The organism is Ancylobacter amanitiformis (assembly GCF_030814815.1).
GTDB classification, from domain to species: domain Bacteria; phylum Pseudomonadota; class Alphaproteobacteria; order Rhizobiales; family Xanthobacteraceae; genus Ancylobacter; species Ancylobacter amanitiformis.
In genome coordinates this window covers 334372-352396 of sequence record NZ_JAUSVR010000003.1, presented here as the reverse complement: position 1 = coordinate 352396, position 18025 = coordinate 334372, and the positions used below count along the sequence as shown (strand labels likewise).

The 18025-nt window shown below is 68.2% G+C and carries 10 protein-coding genes; 4 read left to right on the top strand and 6 right to left on the bottom strand.

Annotation, left to right across the window (positions count from 1 at the left end; all coding sequences use genetic code 11):
• Nucleotides 1-273: 273 nt before the first annotated feature.
• Nucleotides 274-5001, top strand: coding sequence for a glutamate synthase large subunit (gene gltB / locus QOZ99_RS07055; protein ID WP_370876808.1), 4728 nt, complete (start codon nt 274-276; stop codon nt 4999-5001).
• A gap of 161 nt (nt 5002-5162) precedes the next feature.
• On the top strand, nt 5163-6587 hold the full coding sequence (locus tag QOZ99_RS07050; protein ID WP_306889264.1) for a glutamate synthase subunit beta: 1425 nt from the start codon (nt 5163-5165) through the stop codon (nt 6585-6587).
• A gap of 183 nt (nt 6588-6770) precedes the next feature.
• Here QOZ99_RS07050 and QOZ99_RS07045 read toward each other — a convergent pair whose 3' ends face one another.
• Entirely contained in the window at nt 6771-8270 is a 1500-nt protein-coding gene (locus QOZ99_RS07045) for an SGNH/GDSL hydrolase family protein (protein ID WP_306889263.1), read from the bottom strand.
• A gap of 132 nt (nt 8271-8402) precedes the next feature.
• On the bottom strand, nt 8403-9776 hold the full coding sequence (locus tag QOZ99_RS07040; protein WP_306889262.1) for a lytic murein transglycosylase: 1374 nt from the start codon (nt 9774-9776) through the stop codon (nt 8403-8405).
• Between the two features lie 418 nt (nt 9777-10194).
• On the opposite strand from QOZ99_RS07040, the gene galU reads away from it, so the two are divergent.
• The gene (gene galU / locus QOZ99_RS07035) at nt 10195-11085 is read left to right on the top strand and encodes a UTP--glucose-1-phosphate uridylyltransferase GalU (RefSeq protein WP_306889261.1); all 891 of its coding nucleotides are present in this window, start codon (nt 10195-10197) and stop codon (nt 11083-11085) included.
• Between the two features lie 75 nt (nt 11086-11160).
• Here galU and QOZ99_RS07030 read toward each other — a convergent pair whose 3' ends face one another.
• The 4 genes from QOZ99_RS07030 to ubiG form a co-directional block, all read right to left on the bottom strand.
• Nucleotides 11161-11568, bottom strand: coding sequence for a DUF2267 domain-containing protein (locus QOZ99_RS07030; protein ID WP_306889337.1), 408 nt, complete (start codon nt 11566-11568; stop codon nt 11161-11163).
• Between the two features lie 108 nt (nt 11569-11676).
• On the bottom strand, nt 11677-14295 hold the full coding sequence (clpB, locus tag QOZ99_RS07025; RefSeq protein WP_306889260.1) for an ATP-dependent chaperone ClpB: 2619 nt from the start codon (nt 14293-14295) through the stop codon (nt 11677-11679).
• 174 nt (nt 14296-14469) lie between these two features.
• Nucleotides 14470-15711 (bottom strand): MFS transporter, encoded by a 1242-nt coding sequence (locus tag QOZ99_RS07020; protein WP_306889259.1) that lies wholly within the window; start codon nt 15709-15711, stop codon nt 14470-14472.
• Nucleotides 15712-15787: 76 nt separating this feature from the next.
• Entirely contained in the window at nt 15788-16531 is a 744-nt protein-coding gene (gene ubiG, locus QOZ99_RS07015) for a bifunctional 2-polyprenyl-6-hydroxyphenol methylase/3-demethylubiquinol 3-O-methyltransferase UbiG (RefSeq protein WP_306889258.1), read from the bottom strand.
• A 182-nt stretch (nt 16532-16713) separates the two neighbouring features.
• Here ubiG and QOZ99_RS07010 point away from each other — a divergent pair, with 182 nt between their 5' ends.
• The gene (locus QOZ99_RS07010; protein ID WP_183190383.1) at nt 16714-17964 is read left to right on the top strand and encodes an aspartate kinase; all 1251 of its coding nucleotides are present in this window, start codon (nt 16714-16716) and stop codon (nt 17962-17964) included.
• Nucleotides 17965-18025: the final 61 nt, after the last annotated feature.

Here is an 18025-nt window from a genome sequence, read left to right as displayed (position 1 = left end):
TTGCGCCGGGATCGCCCCCTTCGCAACAAGTATGAAAATTCGCCGGGCTGGGATGCACGGGGGCGCTTGTCGGCACGCGCCAATTCTGGCATCTTCGCGATTGATAGGGAAGCGATGCTGTCCTATAATCGCGACAGGCCAAAGCCGGGCACCGCCATGGCATGGCCGATGCAGATCGATAATGACGGCGGCGTGCATCTTCGCGCAGCAATGCTCTGCGAAGCTGGGCAAGGTCCGGGACGCCGATGGACAGACCCGAAGGGAGATACGGGGATGAGTGAGGAATTTGGCGGCACTGCCGCGCGCATGATCGGCGAGGCTGCGGTTCGTCCGGCCACGACGGATCGCGCCGCCAAAACCATTACCCATCTCGATCCGGGCCTGCCGCGCGCGCAGGGACTCTATGACCCGCGCAATGAGAAGGATTCCTGCGGCGTCGGCTTCATCGCCGACATCAAGGGCCGCAAGTCGCACGCCATCGTGCAGGACGGGCTGAAGATCCTGCTGAACCTGGAGCACCGCGGCGCGGTGGGTGCCGACCCGCGCGCCGGCGACGGCGCCGGCATGCTGGTGCAGATCCCGCACAAGTTCTTCGCCAAGGAAGCGGCCAAGCTCGGCTTCGCGCTGCCCGAGCCGGGCAAGTACGCGGTCGGCCACGTCTTCCTGCCGCGTGACGGCGAAGGCCAGCAGATCGTGCGCGAGACCTTCGAGCGCGTGGTGGCGGCCGAGGGGCAGGTTCTGCTCGGCTGGCGCGACGTGCCGACCGACAATACCTCGCTCGGCCACACCGTGCTGCCGACCGAGCCCCGGCATGTGCAGGTATTCGTCGCCCCCGGCGAGGGCAGCGTGGATGAGGCGGCGTTCGAGCGCCGCCTGTTCATCCTGCGCAAGGTGGTGTCGAACGCGGTCTATGCCGCCAAGGACCCGCGCACGGCGGGCTATTACGTCGTGTCGCTGTCCTGCCGCACGCTGGTCTACAAGGGCATGTTCAACGCCGATCAGCTCGGCGCCTATTATGCCGACCTGCATGACGAGGATTTCGAGAGCGCGGTGGCGCTGGTGCACCAGCGCTTCTCGACCAACACCTTCCCCGCCTGGTCGCTCGCCCATCCCTACCGGATGGTGGCGCATAATGGCGAGATCAACACGCTGCGCGGCAACGTGAACTGGATGGCGGCCCGCCAGGCTTCCGTCGACAGTGAGCTGTACGGCAACGACATCTCCAAGCTCTGGCCGATCTCCTATGAGGGCCAGTCGGACACCGCCTGTTTCGACAACGCGCTCGAATTCCTGGTGCAGGGCGGCTACGAGCTGCCGCACGCGGCGATGATGCTGGTGCCCGAAGCCTGGGCCGGCAACCCGCTGATGGACGAGGAGCGGCGCGCCTTCTACGAATACCACGCCGCCATGATGGAGCCGTGGGACGGGCCTGCCGCCATCGTCGCCACCGACGGGCGCCAGATCGTCGCCATGCTCGACCGCAATGGCCTGCGGCCGGCGCGCTACATGGTGACGACCGACGACAGGATCGTGCTCGCCTCGGAAATGGGCGTGCTCACCTTCCCCGAGGACGAGATCATCACCAAGTGGCGCCTGCAGCCGGGCCGGATGCTGCTGGTCGACCTTGAGGAAGGCCGCCTTGTGCCGGACGAGGAGGTGAAGACCGCGCTCGCCCAGGCTCATCCCTACAAGGAATGGCTCAAGCGCACCCAGCTGGTGCTGGAAGACCTGCGCGCGGTGGAAGCGCGCGAGGTGCGCACCGACGTGTCGCTGCTCGATCGCCAGCAGGCCTTCGGCTACACGCAGGAAGACCTCAAGCTGCTGATGGCGCCGATGGCGACCACCGGGCAGGAGGCGGTCGGCTCCATGGGCAGCGATACGCCCATCTCGCCGCTGTCGAAGAAGTCGAAGTCGCTGTTCACCTATTTCAAGCAGAACTTCGCGCAGGTGACGAACCCGCCGATCGACCCGATCCGGGAAGAGCTGGTGATGAGCCTGGTCTCCTTCATCGGGCCGCGGCCGAACATCTTCGACCTCGAAGGCAATTCGCGCCGCAAGCGGCTCGAGGTGCGCCAGCCCATCCTCACCAATGCCGACCTGGAGAAGATCCGCTCCATCGGCTTCATGGAGGAGCGCTTCGACACCCGCACGCTCGACATCACCTACCCCTCCGACAAGGGCGCGGCGGGCATGGGCGATGCCGTGGAGCGGCTGTGCGAGCGCGCCGAGGCGGCGGTGCATGGCGGCTACAACATCATCATCCTGTCCGACCGCCTCACCGGGCCGGACCGCATCCCGATTCCCTCGCTGCTCGCCACCGCGGCCGTGCACCATCACCTGATCCGCAAGGGCCTGCGCACCTCTGTCGGGCTCGTGGTGGAGACCGGCGAGGCGCGCGAGGTGCATCACTTCGCCTGTCTGGCCGGCTATGGCGCGGAAGCGATCAACCCCTATCTCGCCTTCGAGACGATGATCGACATGCGCGTCGACATCCCCGAGGAGGTCGACGAGTACGAGATCGTCAAGCGCTACATCAAGTCGATCGACAAGGGCCTGCTCAAGGTCATGTCCAAGATGGGCATCTCGACCTACCAGTCCTATTGCGGCGCGCAGATCTTCGACGCGGTCGGCCTGAACAGCGAGCTGATCGCGAAGTATTTCTTCGGCACCGCCTCCTCCATCGGCGGCATCGGCCTCAATGAGATCGCCGAGGAAACCGCCATGCGCCACCGCGACGCCTTCGGCGACGCGCCGGTATACCGCACCTCGCTGGATGTCGGCGGCGACTACGCCTACCGCCTGCGCGGCGAGGAGCATGCCTGGGACCCCGAGACGGTCGCGGTGCTGCAGCACGCCGTGCGTGGCAACGCGCAGGACAAGTATCGCCACTTCGCCAAGCTGGTGAACGAGGCCGGCCACAAGACGCTCAATATCCGCTCGCTGTTCCGCGTCCGCCACGCGGAGGAGCTCGGCCGTCCCGCCATCGCGCTGGACGAGGTCGAGCCGGCGGTGGATATCGTCAAGCGCTTCGTCACCGGCGCCATGTCGTTCGGCTCGATCTCGCGCGAGGCGCACACCACGCTCGCCATCGCGATGAACCGCATCGGCGGCAAGTCGAACACCGGCGAGGGCGGCGAGGAAGCGACCCGCTTCAAGACGCTGCCCAATGGCGACAGCATGCGTTCGGCGATCAAGCAGGTGGCTTCCGGCCGCTTCGGCGTGACGGCGGACTATCTCGTCAATGCCGACATGATCCAGATCAAGATGGCGCAGGGTGCCAAGCCCGGCGAAGGTGGCCAGCTGCCCGGCCACAAGGTGGATGCGGTCATCGCCAAGGTGCGCCATTCCACCCCGGGCGTCGGCCTCATCTCGCCGCCGCCGCACCACGACATCTATTCGATCGAGGATCTGGCGCAGCTGATCTTCGACCTGAAGAACGTGAACCCGGAAGCCGACATCTCGGTGAAGCTGGTCTCCGAGGTCGGGGTCGGCACGGTCGCGGCCGGCGTCGCCAAGGCGCGCGCCGACCACATCACCGTCTCCGGCTTCGAGGGCGGCACGGGCGCTTCCCCGCTCACCGCCATCAAGCATGCGGGCTCGCCCTGGGAGATCGGCCTCGCCGAGGCACACCAGACGCTGGTGCTGAACGGCCTGCGCGGGCGCATCGCCCTGCAGGTGGACGGAGGCCTGCGCACCGGACGCGACGTGGTGATCGGCGCGCTGCTCGGCGCCGACGACTTCGCCTTCTCGACCGCGCCGCTGATCGCGGCCGGCTGCATCATGATGCGCAAGTGCCACCTCAACACCTGCCCCGTGGGCGTCGCCACGCAGGACCCGGTGCTGCGCAAGCGCTTCAAGGGCACGCCGGAGCATGTGATCAACTACTTCTTCTTCGTCGCCGAGGAAGTGCGGGAGATCATGGCCTCGATGGGCATTGCCAGCTTCAACGAGCTGATCGGCCGCTCCGAATGGCTGGACAAGCGCGTGGCCATCGAGCACTGGAAGGCCAACGGGCTCGACTTCTCGCGCATCTTCGCCAAGCCCGATGTCGGCCCCGAGGTCGCCATCCGCCACACCGAGCGGCAGAACCACCCGATCCAGCACGTGCTGGACCGCACCCTCATCCACCAGGCCATGCCGGCGCTGGAGAGCGGGGAAAAGGTGGTCATCCACACGCCGATCAAGAGCATCAACCGCTCGGTCGGGGCCATGCTCTCGGGCGAGGTGGCCAAGCGCTATGGCGATGGCGGCCTGCCGGATGACACGATCGACATTCATCTGACCGGCACCGCCGGCCAGGCCTTCGGCGCCTTCCTCGCCGGCGGCGTGTCGATGACGCTGGTGGGCGAGGCCAACGACTATGTCGGCAAGGGCCTGTCGGGCGGGCGCATCGTGGTGCGCCCCGCGGAAAATGCCATCATCGTGCCGGAGAACTCGATCATCGTCGGCAATACCGTCCTGTACGGGGCGACATCCGGCGAGGCGTATTTCCGCGGCGTCGGCGGCGAGCGCTTCGCGGTGCGCAACTCCGGCGCCATCGCCGTGGTCGAGGGCACGGGCGACCATGGCTGCGAGTACATGACCGGCGGCGTCGTCGTCGTCATCGGCCAGACCGGGCGGAATTTCGCGGCCGGCATGTCCGGCGGCGTGGCCTATGTGCTGGACGAGGATGGCACCTTCAAGAAGCGGTGCAACCTCTCCATGGTCGATCTGGAGCCGGTCGAGGAGGAAGAAGACCTTCTGGAGCGCCTGCATCACCATGGCGGCGACCTGGAGTTCAAGGGCCGCATCGACATCATGGCGGATATGGGCCACCACGACGAGGAGCGCCTGCACCAGCTCATCGCCAAGCACCTGCACTATACCGGTTCGCAGCGGGCCCAGACCATTCTCGACAACTGGACCGAGTATCGCGGCAAGTTCGTCAAGGTCATGCCGGTCGAGTACCAGCGGGCGCTGCGCGACATGGAGAAGATGCGCGGCCTGCAGGCGGCCGAATAGGCCGCCGCCTCGCCCGCGCGGGGTTCGACGCGGGACGGCCCGAAAGGGCCGTTGGCGCGGCCGTGTGCCGCGCTGTCATTTCCCAACTGGCATGATTGATGTATCTGCACCGGGGGCTGGAACGCCTCCAAGGTGGCGGTGCTCCGCGAATAGAGGGCGCAATGGGTAAGGTTACGGGCTTTCTCGAGATCGATCGGCGCGAGGCGAAGTATCAGCCGGCGTCCGACCGCATTCGCCATTTCCGCGAGTTCACCCTGCCGCTGCCCGATTCCGAGGTCGTCAACCAGGCCTCGCGCTGCATGGATTGCGGCGTGCCGTTCTGCCACGGGCCCAATGGCTGCCCCATCCACAACCAGATCCCGGACTGGAACGACCTCGTCTATAACGGCAACTGGGAAGAGGCTGCGCGCAACCTCCATTCCACCAACAATTTTCCTGAATTCACCGGCCGCATCTGCCCCGCGCCCTGCGAGGAGGCCTGCACGCTGAATCTCGAGGACGTGCCCGTCACCATCAAGACGGTGGAGCAGGCCATCGCCGACAAGGCGTGGAAGGCCGGCTGGATCAAGCCCGAGCCGAACCCGCACAAGACGGGCAAGAAGGTCGCCGTGGTCGGCTCCGGCCCGGCCGGCATGGCGGCTGCCCAGCAACTCGCCCGCGCCGGCCACGAGGTGCATGTCTATGAGCGCGAGCCCAAGGCCGGCGGCCTGCTGCGCTACGGCATTCCCGACTTCAAGATGGAAAAGCACTATATCGACCGCCGCGTCGCGCAGATGGAGGGCGAAGGCGTCACCTTTCACTACGGTGCCAATATCGGCGTGACCGTGCCGCTCGACGAGCTGCTGGCCGGCCACGACGCCGTGCTGATGTGCGGCGGCTCGGAGGCCCCGCGCAACCCCGGCCTGCCGGGGCACGAGCTGGAAGGCGTGCACTATGCCATGCCCTATCTGGTGCAGCAGAACCGCCGCGTCGGGCGCGAAAAGGAGGGCGACGAGCAGCCTATCCTTGCCGCGGGCAAGCATGTCGTGGTGATCGGCGGCGGTGACACCGCCTCCGATTGCGTCGGCACCGCCTTTCGCCAGGGCGCGCTCTCCGTGCACCAGCTCGACATCCGCCCGGTGCCCCCGATCAAGGAAGACAAGCTGGCGGTATGGCCCTACTGGCCGACCAAGTTCCGCACCTCCACCAGCCAAGCGGAAGGGGCCGAGCGCGAATTCGCCGCCGCCACCCTGTCCATCGAGGGCAAGAAGGGCCGCGTCACCTCGGTGAAATGCGCCCGCGTCGATGCCCGGCGCCAGCCCATCCCGGGCACCGAGTTCCACATCAAGGCCGACCTGATCTTCATCGCCCTCGGATTCGTGCACCCGCTGCATGAGGGAATGCTGGAGCAGGATGGCCTGTCGCTGGACCCGCGCGGCAACGTCGCCGCCTCCGATAATGACTACGCCACCAGCGTGCCCAAGCTGTTCGCCGCCGGCGACATGCGCCGCGGCCAGTCGCTGGTCGTGTGGGCGATCCGCGAGGGCCGGCAGGCCGCGCAGTCGATCGACCTGTTCCTGATGGGCGCTTCGGTCCTGCCGCGCTGAGCCGTCCGGCCATCCGCGCCTCGACCACCGCGCGCATTCTCTCACGGCGCCCTCCGGGGCGCCGTTTGCTTGTTGGCCCTCCGCGGCGCCATCGGCTCGTTGGCCCGATGACCCTCCGGGGCGCCGTTTCCTTATCTCAGATGACAGCCCTCCGGGGCGCCGGATCAGGGCGCCACAGCCGCATCAGGGCGCCACAGCCGTGCTGCCCGTGCCCGAGGCGGGCGTGTCGGGCGCGGCGATGGTCGGCAGCGGCGCGTCGTCCGGCATGGGTCCGACGAGCGGCGCGCTGGTCGCCGCCGGTTGCCCGACCGGCCAGCGAAAATCATCCGTCCTCCCCGTGACCGCAGGCAGCGCCGCGCCGCTGACCAGCACGCGGGCCGGCTCGGGTGTCGCCTCGGCAACACCTTCCTGCCCCACCGGCGTCACCACCGCACTGGCGGCAGCCCCCCCGGCCGCCAGAGGCGCCGCCCCCGGCGCGCCGGCCAGCGTACGCGCTCCGCTCACCGCCCCGCCCGTGAGCAGGATGATCGAGGGACGGGCATCGGCCGGATTGGCCGCGGCCGCCGGCGGCTCGCCCGGCCGGGCGAGCAGATCATCAAGCTCGCGATCGACGAAGAACGCGAGCTTGCGCCCGCCGGCCCGCGTGAAGCCGAGCCCGTCGGAGCTGCGCAGGCGCCGGCGCTGACCATCCACCGCCGGCCCCGACATCATGAACTTGCCATTCTCATCGACGAAGCCGTCCGTCACATCCACGAAGATCAGCCCGGCGCGCTCCACATGCTCCTTGAGCAGCACGTTGAACTGCGTGCGGCGCTGGTTGGCCGCGTCGTCCTCCACCGGCGGCAGGCCGACCACCACGACCGGGCGTCCCGCGAGCTTGAGCCCGAGCAGCACGTCGTCGAGACGGCGGCCATAGATCTCGCGCCAGCGCTCGTCCAGCGGCTCGGCGCGCCCGGCGGGATCCTCGATCGGCACCAGATCATTGGCGCCGGCGAACAGCACGGTCACATTGGCCTGCTCGCCGGCGGGCAGCTGGCGGGCGGTACTCAGCCAGTCGAACGGGCTGCCCGGCCCGAGACCCGAGCCCGCCTCGCTCTTGCCGACCACCACCACGCCCTCGCGGTCGGCGGCGAAGGCATCGGCCAGCCCTTGCGCCAGCGACGCGGCATAGTCGTCGCCAAGCACCAGCACGATCTCGGACACTTTCGCATCGGCACGCGCCGCGGCCGCATTGTCATAGACCGCGCCGCGCGGCTCGGCCGGCGGCGCGATCACCGGCGCGCGGGCGACCGGCGGCGCGGGCGCCGCATCGCGCGGCACGCGCGGGGCCACCGCGCGCGGCGGGCTGTCGCCTCGGAACAGGTCAATGAGCGGCTGGAACGGCGACCAGCTGCGCGGCGCGGCCGGCGGCGCCTGGCGGGCCTGCTGGCGCTGCTGGGACTGGAACTGGCGCGAGGGCTGCTGTTGCTGGCGTGTCGGCTGCTGCTGCCGGGCGGGCGCCTGGCGCTGCGGCGCGGGACGGGCCGCCGGTTGGCCGACATCGCCCGGCGGCCGGAACCAGTCGCTCTGCGCCTGAGCCGGCAGGTTCCCGACCGACAGGAGAGCGCTCAGCAACGCGCCGGCGAGGAACGTCCTGAACGCCTGCCGGATCCCTCGCCCCTGTCCGAAGCCGCGCGCACGCATGAACTGCCCTTGCCTGACGTCACCCGCCGGTCCCGTGAACCATTATAACGGTTCTTTCAAGACCCGCATCGCGGACCGATGTCCGGGCGACCAAGTGCCGTCACTCAAGTGCCGTCACTCAAGTGCAATCACTCAGGTGCCGTCGCGCCCGCGCAGCGAAGCGAGCACCTCGTCGGACGCGAGCCCATCGGGCACCAGACCGGCGCTCACCTGATATTCACGCACCGCGGCGCGGGTCTTCTGGCCGAGAGCGCCATCATGGGTGCCGACATCATAGCCGCGCGACGCCAGCCGCTGCTGCAATTCCGTGCGCTCCAGCCGCGAGAGTGCCCGCGCATCCTCCGGCCAGGGCTGCACGAAGGGCCCGCCGCCGCGAATGCGGTCCGCGAGATGCCCGATCGCCAGCGCATAGGCATCCGCCGGGTTGTAGGAGAGGATCGCCTTGAAATTGTCGGTCATCAGAAAGGCCGGCCCCTTGGCACCCGCCGGGAGCAGCAGGAAGGCCATCTCGTCGCCGCCGGGCATCGCTCGCCCATCCGGGCGCCGCACGCCCAGCGCCCACCATTCGCGCATCGGCTTCTTGAGCTTCTTGTCGGCCAGCAGATAATCGAAGCCGCGCGGCAGATCCACCTCATAGCCCCAGCTGCGCCCCGCCACCCAGCCGCCGCGCTTGAGCTTCGCGGCGGTCGAACCCATCGCATCGGCGACCGAATCGACCACGTTGCGATGCCCGTCGCCATCGAAGTCCACCGCGTCGCGCTGGAAGGCGGTGGGCATGAACTGGGTGAGCCCGAAGGCGCCCGCCCACGAACCGCGCAGGTGGGTCTCGGGAATGTCGCCCTTGTCGAGAATGCGCAGCGCGGCGACGAACTCGTCGCGGAAATAGGGCTGCCGCCGGCCGACACAGGCCAGCGTGCCCGTGGCCTGCAGCACGGGATAGGACCCGCGCGCGCTGCCGTAATTGGTCTCGATGCCCCAGATGGCGGCGACGACATAGGGGTCGACGCCATAGGTGCGGCCCACGGCCTCGAACACGGCGGCGTTCTGCGCCATGGCCTCGCGGCCGCGGGTGATGCGGGTTTCGGAGACCAGCATGGTCACGTAGTCGCCCGTGGTCCGGGTGAATTCGGGCTGCGTCTGCAGCTTGTCCATGATGCCCATGTCGGGCTTCAGCCCGGCCGTGTAGCGGCGGAATCCGGCCGGGGACACGCCCTGCGCCCGCGCCATCGGCTCCAGCGAGGCGATGCAGCGGTCGAAATTCGCCTCGGCACGCGCCAGCGCCTGCGGGGTCATTTCCGGATGGGTCGATGCCGTCGCCGGCGCCGCCGCGCGGGCGGGCGCGGCCGGCCGGGGCGACGGGGCATTGGCAACCGCGGCGGCGCGCATGGGGGACGGCGACGCGAGCGCCCCCGTCACCTCGTCGGGCGAGGCGCAGCCGGCAAGGCCGAGACATAGCAGCGCCGCACCCGCAAGCTTTGGCCCCGCAAGCTTTGGGCCTGCAAGCATCGGCCCCGCAAGCATCGCCCCCGCAAGCCCGCCGGCCGGCTGGCGGCCTCGCACCGATATCGCCGATGCCGGAATTCCGGATGCCGCTGTGCCTTTCGTCATGACGCCTACCCTTACGCAAACCGCAGGGCGGGATTAGGAACCCCTCAAGGTTTCATCGATCTTAACGGCGGGGCGATTCGCGCGCGAACATGCCCTTGCGGTAGGTGACGTTCGCCGGCGCCGATGCCGCGCGGACGTGCTAGCGTGCGGTTCGCGGCAGATGCGACGGTATCGCAGGGTGCAAACGGCATCGCCGTCACAATGCGTTTACCGAGCCTGTGTGAAACGCGGGGGTAAGGCGTTAAGTTGAACACAGGCAGTCTCCTGCCATCCCGTCACCGGTGTCTTAGGCTCCCCAAGGCAGTTTCCCGTTCATATGGCTAAAAAGATCCGCAAGGCGATCCTCCCCGTTGCCGGTCTCGGCACGCGCTTCCTTCCCGCCACCAAGGCGGTGCCCAAGGAAATGCTGACCGTCGTCGACCGACCCGTCGTCCAGCATGTGGTGGACGAGGCGCGTGCCGCCGGCATCGAGCATTTCGTGTTCGTGACCGGGCGCAACAAGGGCGTCATCGAAGACCATTTCGACCGCCAGTACGAGCTTGAGGCCACACTGTCCGAGCGCGGCAAGCATCAGTTGCTCGACACGTTGCGCGAGGAAACGCTCGGCCCCGGCAAGACCAGCTTCACCCGCCAGCAATTGCCGCTCGGCCTCGGCCATGCGGTGTGGTGCGCGCGCGACCTCATCGGCAACGAGCCCTTCGCCCTGCTGCTGCCGGACATGCTGCACAAGCCGCGCAACGGCCGCGGCTGCCTGGCGCAGATGGTGGAGGCGTATGACCACACCAATGGCGGCAACCACATCGCCGTCTATGAGGTGCCGCCGGAGCAGACCGACCAGTACGGCATCGTCGGGCTCGGCGACGAGGTTACCGAAGGCGTGCACAAGATCGGCCGCATGGTCGAGAAGCCCAAGAAGGAGGTCGCCCCCTCCAACCTCGCCATTTCCGGCCGCTACATCCTGCAGCCGGAGATCTTCGACCTGCTCGCCACGCAAGAGCGCGGCGCCGGCGGCGAGATCCAGCTGACCGATTCCATGCTCAAGCTGGCCAAGAAGCAGGATTTCTACAGCGTCACCTTCGACGGCGCGATCTATGACTGCGGCTCGAAGCTCGGCTTCCTCACAGCCAATGTCGCCTATGCGCTGGCCCGCCCCGACATTGCCGAAACCTTCCTGCCCGAATTGCAGGCGCTGCTGGCACGCAGCTGAGGCGGAACGTCCTCCCGGCCGGCGCGGCGACCACCGCGATCGGCCGGGGCGATCCGAAGGCACCGGCGCGCCCCCCTACGACCTCCAGAAATCCGCGGCACCGTCGGGCAGCGTCGCCAGCAGCCGGTCGAAGGCATCGCCGTCAATATGCCGGCGCAACGCCCGCGCGACGTCGGCCAGGCACGTCTCGGGCGCGAAATTGTGGTGCTGGCGCAGGGCCTGGACCTCGCGCGTCATCGCCACCCGATCGGAAAAGGGCAGGACCGGCGCCAGCGGGTCCCAGTCCGCCACGAAGATCGCCCGCAGCACTGGGGGCAGGATGCCGGCGAAACGGATCGCCTCGGCAAGTTCGAGCCGGCGCCGGAAAACCCGCAGCACGCCCTCGACCATCGTGTAGGTCTGGTTGCGGGTCGTCAGGCCCGCCTCATCGCGCGCCGCCGCGAGAAATCGCTCGAAATCCTCGCTGGCATGCTGAAGCTCCATCGGCATCGGCACGGCTCGTCCTCCCCTCATTCCGCAAAAAAGAAGGCCCTCCCCGGGGGGGGGGGGGGGGCCTTCCATGTCCAACGGCGTCGCGCCCGTGCCGAGCGGTCAGGCCGCTTCGTCCACCGCGCCGGGGCGGGTGTCGAACAGCAATTCGTTCGCCCCGCGCTCGACCCGCACGATGTCGCCGTCCTTCACCGTGCCGGCGAGGATGCGGCCGGCCAGCGGGTCCTGCAGCAGCTTCTGGATCACCCGCTTCAGCGGGCGCGCGCCATAGGCCGGGTCGTAGCCCTTCTCGGCGAGGAAGTCCCGCGCCTCGGGGGTGATCTCCAGCGCGATCTTGCGCTCCTCCAGCAGCTTGTCGAGCCGCTTGACCTGGATGTCGACGATCGCGCCCATCTGGTCGCGCCGCAGCCGGTGGAACAGCACGATCTCGTCGACGCGGTTGAGGAATTCCGGGCGGAAGTGCCCGCGCACCACGCCCATCACCTCCTCGCGCACTCCTTCCGAATCCTCGCCGTCCTTCTGGTTGACCAGATACTCGGCGCCGAGATTCGAGGTCATGATGATCAGCGTGTTGCGGAAGTCGACCGTGCGGCCCTGCCCGTCCGTCAGGCGCCCGTCGTCGAGCACCTGCAGCAGCACGTTGAACACGTCCGGGTGCGCCTTCTCCACCTCGTCGAACAGCACGACCTGATACGGCCGGCGCCGCACGGCTTCGGTGAGCGCCCCGCCTTCCTCATAGCCGACATAGCCGGGAGGCGCGCCGATCAGCCGGGCCACGGAGTGCTTCTCCATGTATTCCGACATGTCGATGCGCACGAGGGCGGTATCGTCGTCGAACAGGAAGGAGGCCAGCGCCTTGGTCAGCTCGGTCTTGCCGACGCCCGTGGGGCCGAGGAAGATGAACGAGCCGATCGGCCGGTTGGGGTCCTGCAGACCCGCCCGCGCGCGGCGCACCGCGGTCGAGACGGCCTCCACGGCCTCCTTCTGGCCCACCACGCGGGAGGACAGCACTTCCTCCATGCGCAGCAGCTTCTCCTTCTCGCCGGTCAGCATCTTGTCGACCGGAACGCCGGTCCAGCGCGAGACGACGCCGGCAATGTGATCGGGCGTCACCGCCTCCTCCATCATGGTGCCGGAAGCCACCTCGGCGGCGAGGTCCTTTTCCTCGATGGCGGCGAGCTTCTTCTCCAGCGCCGGAATGGTGCCGTAGGCGATCTCGCCGGCCTTCTGGTACTCGCCATTGCGCTGGGCGATGGCGAGGTCGGCCCGCGCCTTCTCAAGATCGCTCTTGATCTTCTGCGCGTCGCCGAGCTTCTCCTTCTCCGCCTTCCAGCGCGAGGTGAGCGAGGAGGACTGCTCCTCCAGATTGGCCAGTTCCTTCTCCAGCTTCTTCAGCCGGTCCTTGGAGCCCGCGTCGGTCTCCTTCTTCAGCGCCTCCTGCTCGATGCGCAGGCGCACGATCTCGCGATCGATGCTGTCCAGCTCTTCGGGCTTGGAATCGACCTGCATGCGCAGCCGCGAGGCCGCCTCGTCGATCAGGTCGATCGCCTTGTCGGGCAGGAAGCGGTCGGTGATGTAGCGGTTCGACAGCGTCGCCGCCGCCACCAGCGCACTGTCGGTGATGCGCACGCCGTGGTGCAGTTCGTACTTCTCCTTGATGCCACGCAGGATGGACACCGTGTCCTCCACCGACGGCTCATTGACGAAGACGGGCTGGAAGCGGCGGGCGAGCGCGGCGTCCTTCTCGATATATTTGCGGTACTCGTCCAGCGTGGTGGCGCCGACGCAGTGCAGCTCGCCGCGCGCCAGAGCGGGCTTCAGGAGGTTGGAGGCGTCCATCGCCCCCTCGGTCTTGCCGGCGCCGACGAGGGTGTGCAACTCGTCGATGAACAGAATGATCCCGCCCTCGGCCGCCTGCACTTCCGACAGCACGGACTTCAGCCGCTCCTCGAACTCGCCGCGATATTTGGCGCCGGCGATGAGCGAACCCATGTCGAGGGAGAGAAGGCTCTTGTCCTTCAGGCTCTCGGGCACGTCGCCATCGACGATGCGCAAGGCGAGGCCCTCGACGATGGCGGTCTTGCCGACGCCGGGCTCGCCGATCAGCACGGGATTGTTCTTGGTGCGGCGCGACAGAACCTGGATGGTGCGGCGGATTTCCTCGTCGCGGCCGATCACCGGGTCGAGCTTGCCCTCGCGCGCCGCCTCGGTGAGGTCGCGGGAATATTTCTTCAGGGCGTCATAGGCGTTCTCGGCGGTGGCGCTATCCGCAGTACGACCTTTCCGCAGCGCCTCGATGGCAGCGTTGATCTTCTGCGGGGTGGCGCCCGCCTTGGCGAGGATCTTGCCGGCCTCGCTGTCCTTCTCCAGCGCGAGCGCAAGGAGCAGCCGCTCGACGGTGACATAGCCATCGCCGGCCTTCTTTGCCGCCTGCTCGGCCGCGTCGAACACGCGCGCCGTCGCCGGCGCGAGATAGACCTGGCCGGCGCCGGAACCCTGCACCTTGGGCAGCTTCTTCAGCGCCGCTTCGGTGTCCGCGAGCACGATGCGCGGATCGCCACCGGCGCGCTGGATGAGGCCGGCGCACAGGCCTTCCGGGTCGTCGAGCAGAACTTTGAGCAGGTGCTCGGGGGTGAATTGCTGGTTGCCTTCGCGCAGCGCAAGCGACTGGGCCGACTGCACGAATCCCCGCGCGCGCTCGGTATAGATCTCGAAATTCATGGCTCTCGCCTCCTTGCCCCACGTCCGCCCTCACGAGGCACGAACGCATCAACGGGATGACGGCGCCCGTATCCCGGCCACCGCAGCGGACCCCGATCCGGCGATCCGCTGAAGCTCATGTAGTGTGGCGAAACGGCAACGGAAGAGCCTTGAGCCGGGTCAAGCCGCGAATTTTCAGCCGGGCACGGCGGCAGGCCGCACGGCTGGGCGGGCCGCGGCCTCGCCCCCCGGCGCCCCGCCCGCGAGATAGGCGGCCGCCGCCACCAGCGCCACCCCGCCGAGCGTGAGGAAGGCCGCGGGATAGCCGGCATATTGCGCCACGAAACCGGCCAGTGTCGTCGAAAGCGCGGCGCCCACCCCCTGCGCCGTCATCACCACGCCGAGCCCGACATTGAACCGCCCCGTCCCCTGCAGGATGCGGGCGACGATGCCCGGCGTGGCGACGCCCAGCAGGCCCGCCCCGACGCCGTCCAGCATCTGCACGGGAAACAGCGCGAAGGCGATGTCCCACTGCGCCGCCGCCGCGGCGATCATGCCGCGCAGCGGCAGCGCCGCCAGCGCCATCAGCAGCACCAGCCGATAGCCGCGCGAGCGGGCGAGATGGGAGGCGATCAGCGCCATCGGGATCATGGTCGCCTGCGCCACCACCACGGTGAGCGCGGTGAGAGCGGAAGGGTCGCCCGCCCCGCGCGCCACCATGCCCTGCCCGAACAGCGGCAGCATGGCGCCATTGCCGAGATGGAACAGGCCCATGGTGAGAGCCACCGTCAGCAGCCGCTTGTCGGACAGCAGCGTGCGCCAGCCCTCCGCCTTGTCCCCCGCCGCCGCCGGCGAGGCCATGCCCCGCGCGGCCTCGTGGTCGATCTCCCCCGGACGGATCGCCAGCACCGAGAGGATCGAGCCGACCGCCATCGCCGCCATCAGCGCGAACACCGCCGGCAGGCCGAGCCACCAGCCGAACAGGCCGGCCAGCACCGCCGCGAGAATGTTGCCCGCGTGGTTGAACGCCTCGTTGCGGCCGAGTTGCCGATCGAATCCCCCCGCCCCGACAAGGCCGAGCGTGATGCCGGCCACCGCCGGGCCGAGCGCGGCGGCGGCGATGCCGTTGACGCCCTGCGCCACCGCCACCACGCCGAAACTCGGCGCCATCAGGATGGCGATGGACGCCGCGATCACCACCGCCGAGCCGACCACGATGATGGTCCGCTTGGCCCGGCTCGAATCGACCAGAGCCCCCATCGGGATGGTCGCCACCATGCCGGCGAGGCCCCCGAGGGTCATCACCAGCCCGATCTCGCCGGGTGTCCACTGCTTCTGTTGCAGGAACACCCCGAGGAAAGGCCCGAGCCCGTCGCGGACATCGGAGAGAAACAGGTTGAGCGAGGCGAGAGCGGCAAGCGAGGAAACGGCGGCCATGCAGTGCATTCCGGTATGAGAGTCTCGCCGGGTCGGCGCCGGGGGCGGGCGGGCGCCTCTCGCCGGAGCCCCCGAATCAGGCCGGCCGCTCAGCCAGCATCAGGTAGTTGACCGCGGTGTCGGAGGAACGACGCCACTGGTCCGCCAGCGGATTGAACACCACGCCCTCGCGATCGATCACGCTCAGGCCGCCGGCCTCCAGCGCCCGCGCCAGTTCGTCCGGGGTGACGAAGCGGTTCCAGTCATGCGTGCCCCTGGGCAGCCAGCCCAGCACATATTCGGCACCGACAATGGCCAGCGCGAATGACCGCGTGGTGCGGTTCAGCGTCGCGGCGAACAGCAGGCCGCCCGGCTTCACCATCTCGCTCGCGCGGGCGAGGAACAGGGCGACATCGGCCACGTGTTCCACCACTTCCATGGCCAGCACCACGTCGAAGCGCTCGCCCGCATCGGCGAGGTCCTCGGCGGTGACGGCGCGGTAATCCACGGGAATCCCGCTTTCCTGTGCGTGCAGGGAGGCGACGCCGATATTTCGCTCGGCCGGATCGATACCCACGACTTCCGCGCCCATCCGCGCCAGCGGCTCGCTCAGCAGCCCGCCGCCGCAGCCGATATCGAGCAGGCGCAGCCCTTCCAGCGGGCGCATCTGCCGCGAATCGCGACCGAAATGCTGGACGATCTTCTCGCGCAGATAGCCGAGCCGCACGGGATTGAACTTGTGCAGCACCCCCATCTTGCCGCGCGGGTTCCACCATTCGGCGGCAAGCGCGGCAAAACGCTCCACTTCGCGGGGATCGACAGTGGTTGCGGTCTCGGACATCGACACTCTCTCGGCACAGAACGCTTCAGGCGGTGCGGGCCGTGGCCCGAACCATTCCAACCTCGCCCCCTGGCCGTTGCGGGCGGGACGCGAGGTGGATATGTATACGCGCCTTTTCGACCGGGGGCCCTCTCTCTCTCCGGCTCGACCCCGACAAAAGAACACGAATACGGTTTCCCAGAATGGCACGTCTTGTGATGAAGTTCGGCGGCACGTCGGTCGCCAACATTGACCGCATTCGCAATGTCGCGCGCCATGTGAAACGGGAGATCGAAGCCGGCCACGAGGTCGCCGTCGTGGTTTCCGCCATGGCCGGCAAGACCAACGAACTGGTCGGCTGGGTGCGCGAGACCGCGGTGCTGCACGACGCCCGCGAATATGACGCCATCGTCGCCTCGGGCGAGCAGGTGACATCGGGCCTGCTGGCCATCGCTCTGCAGGAAATGGGCATTCCCGCCCGCTCGTGGCAGGGCTGGCAGCTGCCCATCTCCACCGACGACGCGCATGGCTCGGCCCGCATCCTCTCGGTGAGCGGCGACGAGATCGTGAAGCGCTTCAAGGAGGGCGAAGTCGCCGTCATTGCCGGCTTCCAGGGCATCAACCTCGCCACCGGCCGCCTCACCACGCTGGGGCGCGGCGGCTCGGATACCAGCGCGGTAGCGGTCGCCGCCGGCATCAAGGCCGACCGCTGCGACATCTACACCGACGTCGACGGCGTCTACACAACCGACCCGCGAATCGTCCCCAAGGCGAAGCGGCTCGACAAGATCGCCTTCGAGGAAATGCTGGAAATGGCCTCGCTCGGGGCCAAGGTGCTGCAGGTGCGCTCGGTCGAGCTCGCCATGGTGCACAAGGTGCGCACCTTCGTGCGCTCCAGCTTCACAGACCCGGACGCGCCGGAGTTGAAGACCGCCGGCGACCCGCCCGGAACCCTGATTTGCGACGAGGAGGAAATCGTGGAGAGTGAAGTCGTAACCGGCATCGCCTTCGCGCGGGATGAAGCCCAGGTCAGCATCCGCCGCGTGCCGGACAAGCCCGGCATCGCCGCCAGCGTGTTCGTGCCGCTCGCGGAAGCGAACATCAATGTCGACATGATCGTGCAGAACATTTCGGCCGAGGGCTTCACCGACATCACCTTCACCGTCCCGACGGCGGATTTCGAGCGCGCCAAGGCCGCGCTCGCCGCCGCGCATGGCGAAATCGGCTTCGAGACCATCGTCGGCGCCACCGATGTGGTGAAAATCTCCATCATCGGCATCGGCATGCGCAGCCACGCCGGCGTCGCCGCGCGCGCCTTCAAGGCGCTGTCGGAACGCGGCATCAACATCCGCGCGATCTCCACCTCCGAGATCAAGATCTCGGTGCTGATCGATGCGGCTTATACCGAGCTTGCCGTTCGGACGCTGCATTCTGTATACGGGCTCGACGCCTGAGCCAGAGCATGTGTCGACGGGATGGAATCATCCGGTCGACAAGGATTTGCTCACGTTTTTG

What these genes read in the sequence shown, in the direction of transcription:
- gltB (WP_370876808.1), top strand. Translation starts at nt 274, where the DNA reads ATGAGTGAGGAATTTGGCGGCACTGCCGCGCGCATGATCGGCGAGGCT.
- QOZ99_RS07050 (WP_306889264.1), top strand. Translation starts at nt 5,163, where the DNA reads ATGGGTAAGGTTACGGGCTTTCTCGAGATCGATCGGCGCGAGGCGAAG.
- QOZ99_RS07045 (WP_306889263.1), bottom strand. Translation starts at nt 8,270, where the DNA reads ATGCGTGCGCGCGGCTTCGGACAGGGGCGAGGGATCCGGCAGGCGTTC.
- QOZ99_RS07040 (WP_306889262.1), bottom strand. Translation starts at nt 9,776, where the DNA reads ATGCTTGCAGGCCCAAAGCTTGCGGGGCCAAAGCTTGCGGGTGCGGCG.
- galU (WP_306889261.1), top strand. Translation starts at nt 10,195, where the DNA reads ATGGCTAAAAAGATCCGCAAGGCGATCCTCCCCGTTGCCGGTCTCGGC.
- QOZ99_RS07030 (WP_306889337.1), bottom strand. Translation starts at nt 11,568, where the DNA reads ATGGAGCTTCAGCATGCCAGCGAGGATTTCGAGCGATTTCTCGCGGCG.
- clpB (WP_306889260.1), bottom strand. Translation starts at nt 14,295, where the DNA reads ATGAATTTCGAGATCTATACCGAGCGCGCGCGGGGATTCGTGCAGTCG.
- QOZ99_RS07020 (WP_306889259.1), bottom strand. Translation starts at nt 15,711, where the DNA reads ATGGCCGCCGTTTCCTCGCTTGCCGCTCTCGCCTCGCTCAACCTGTTT.
- ubiG (WP_306889258.1), bottom strand. Translation starts at nt 16,531, where the DNA reads ATGTCCGAGACCGCAACCACTGTCGATCCCCGCGAAGTGGAGCGTTTT.
- QOZ99_RS07010 (WP_183190383.1), top strand. Translation starts at nt 16,714, where the DNA reads ATGGCACGTCTTGTGATGAAGTTCGGCGGCACGTCGGTCGCCAACATT.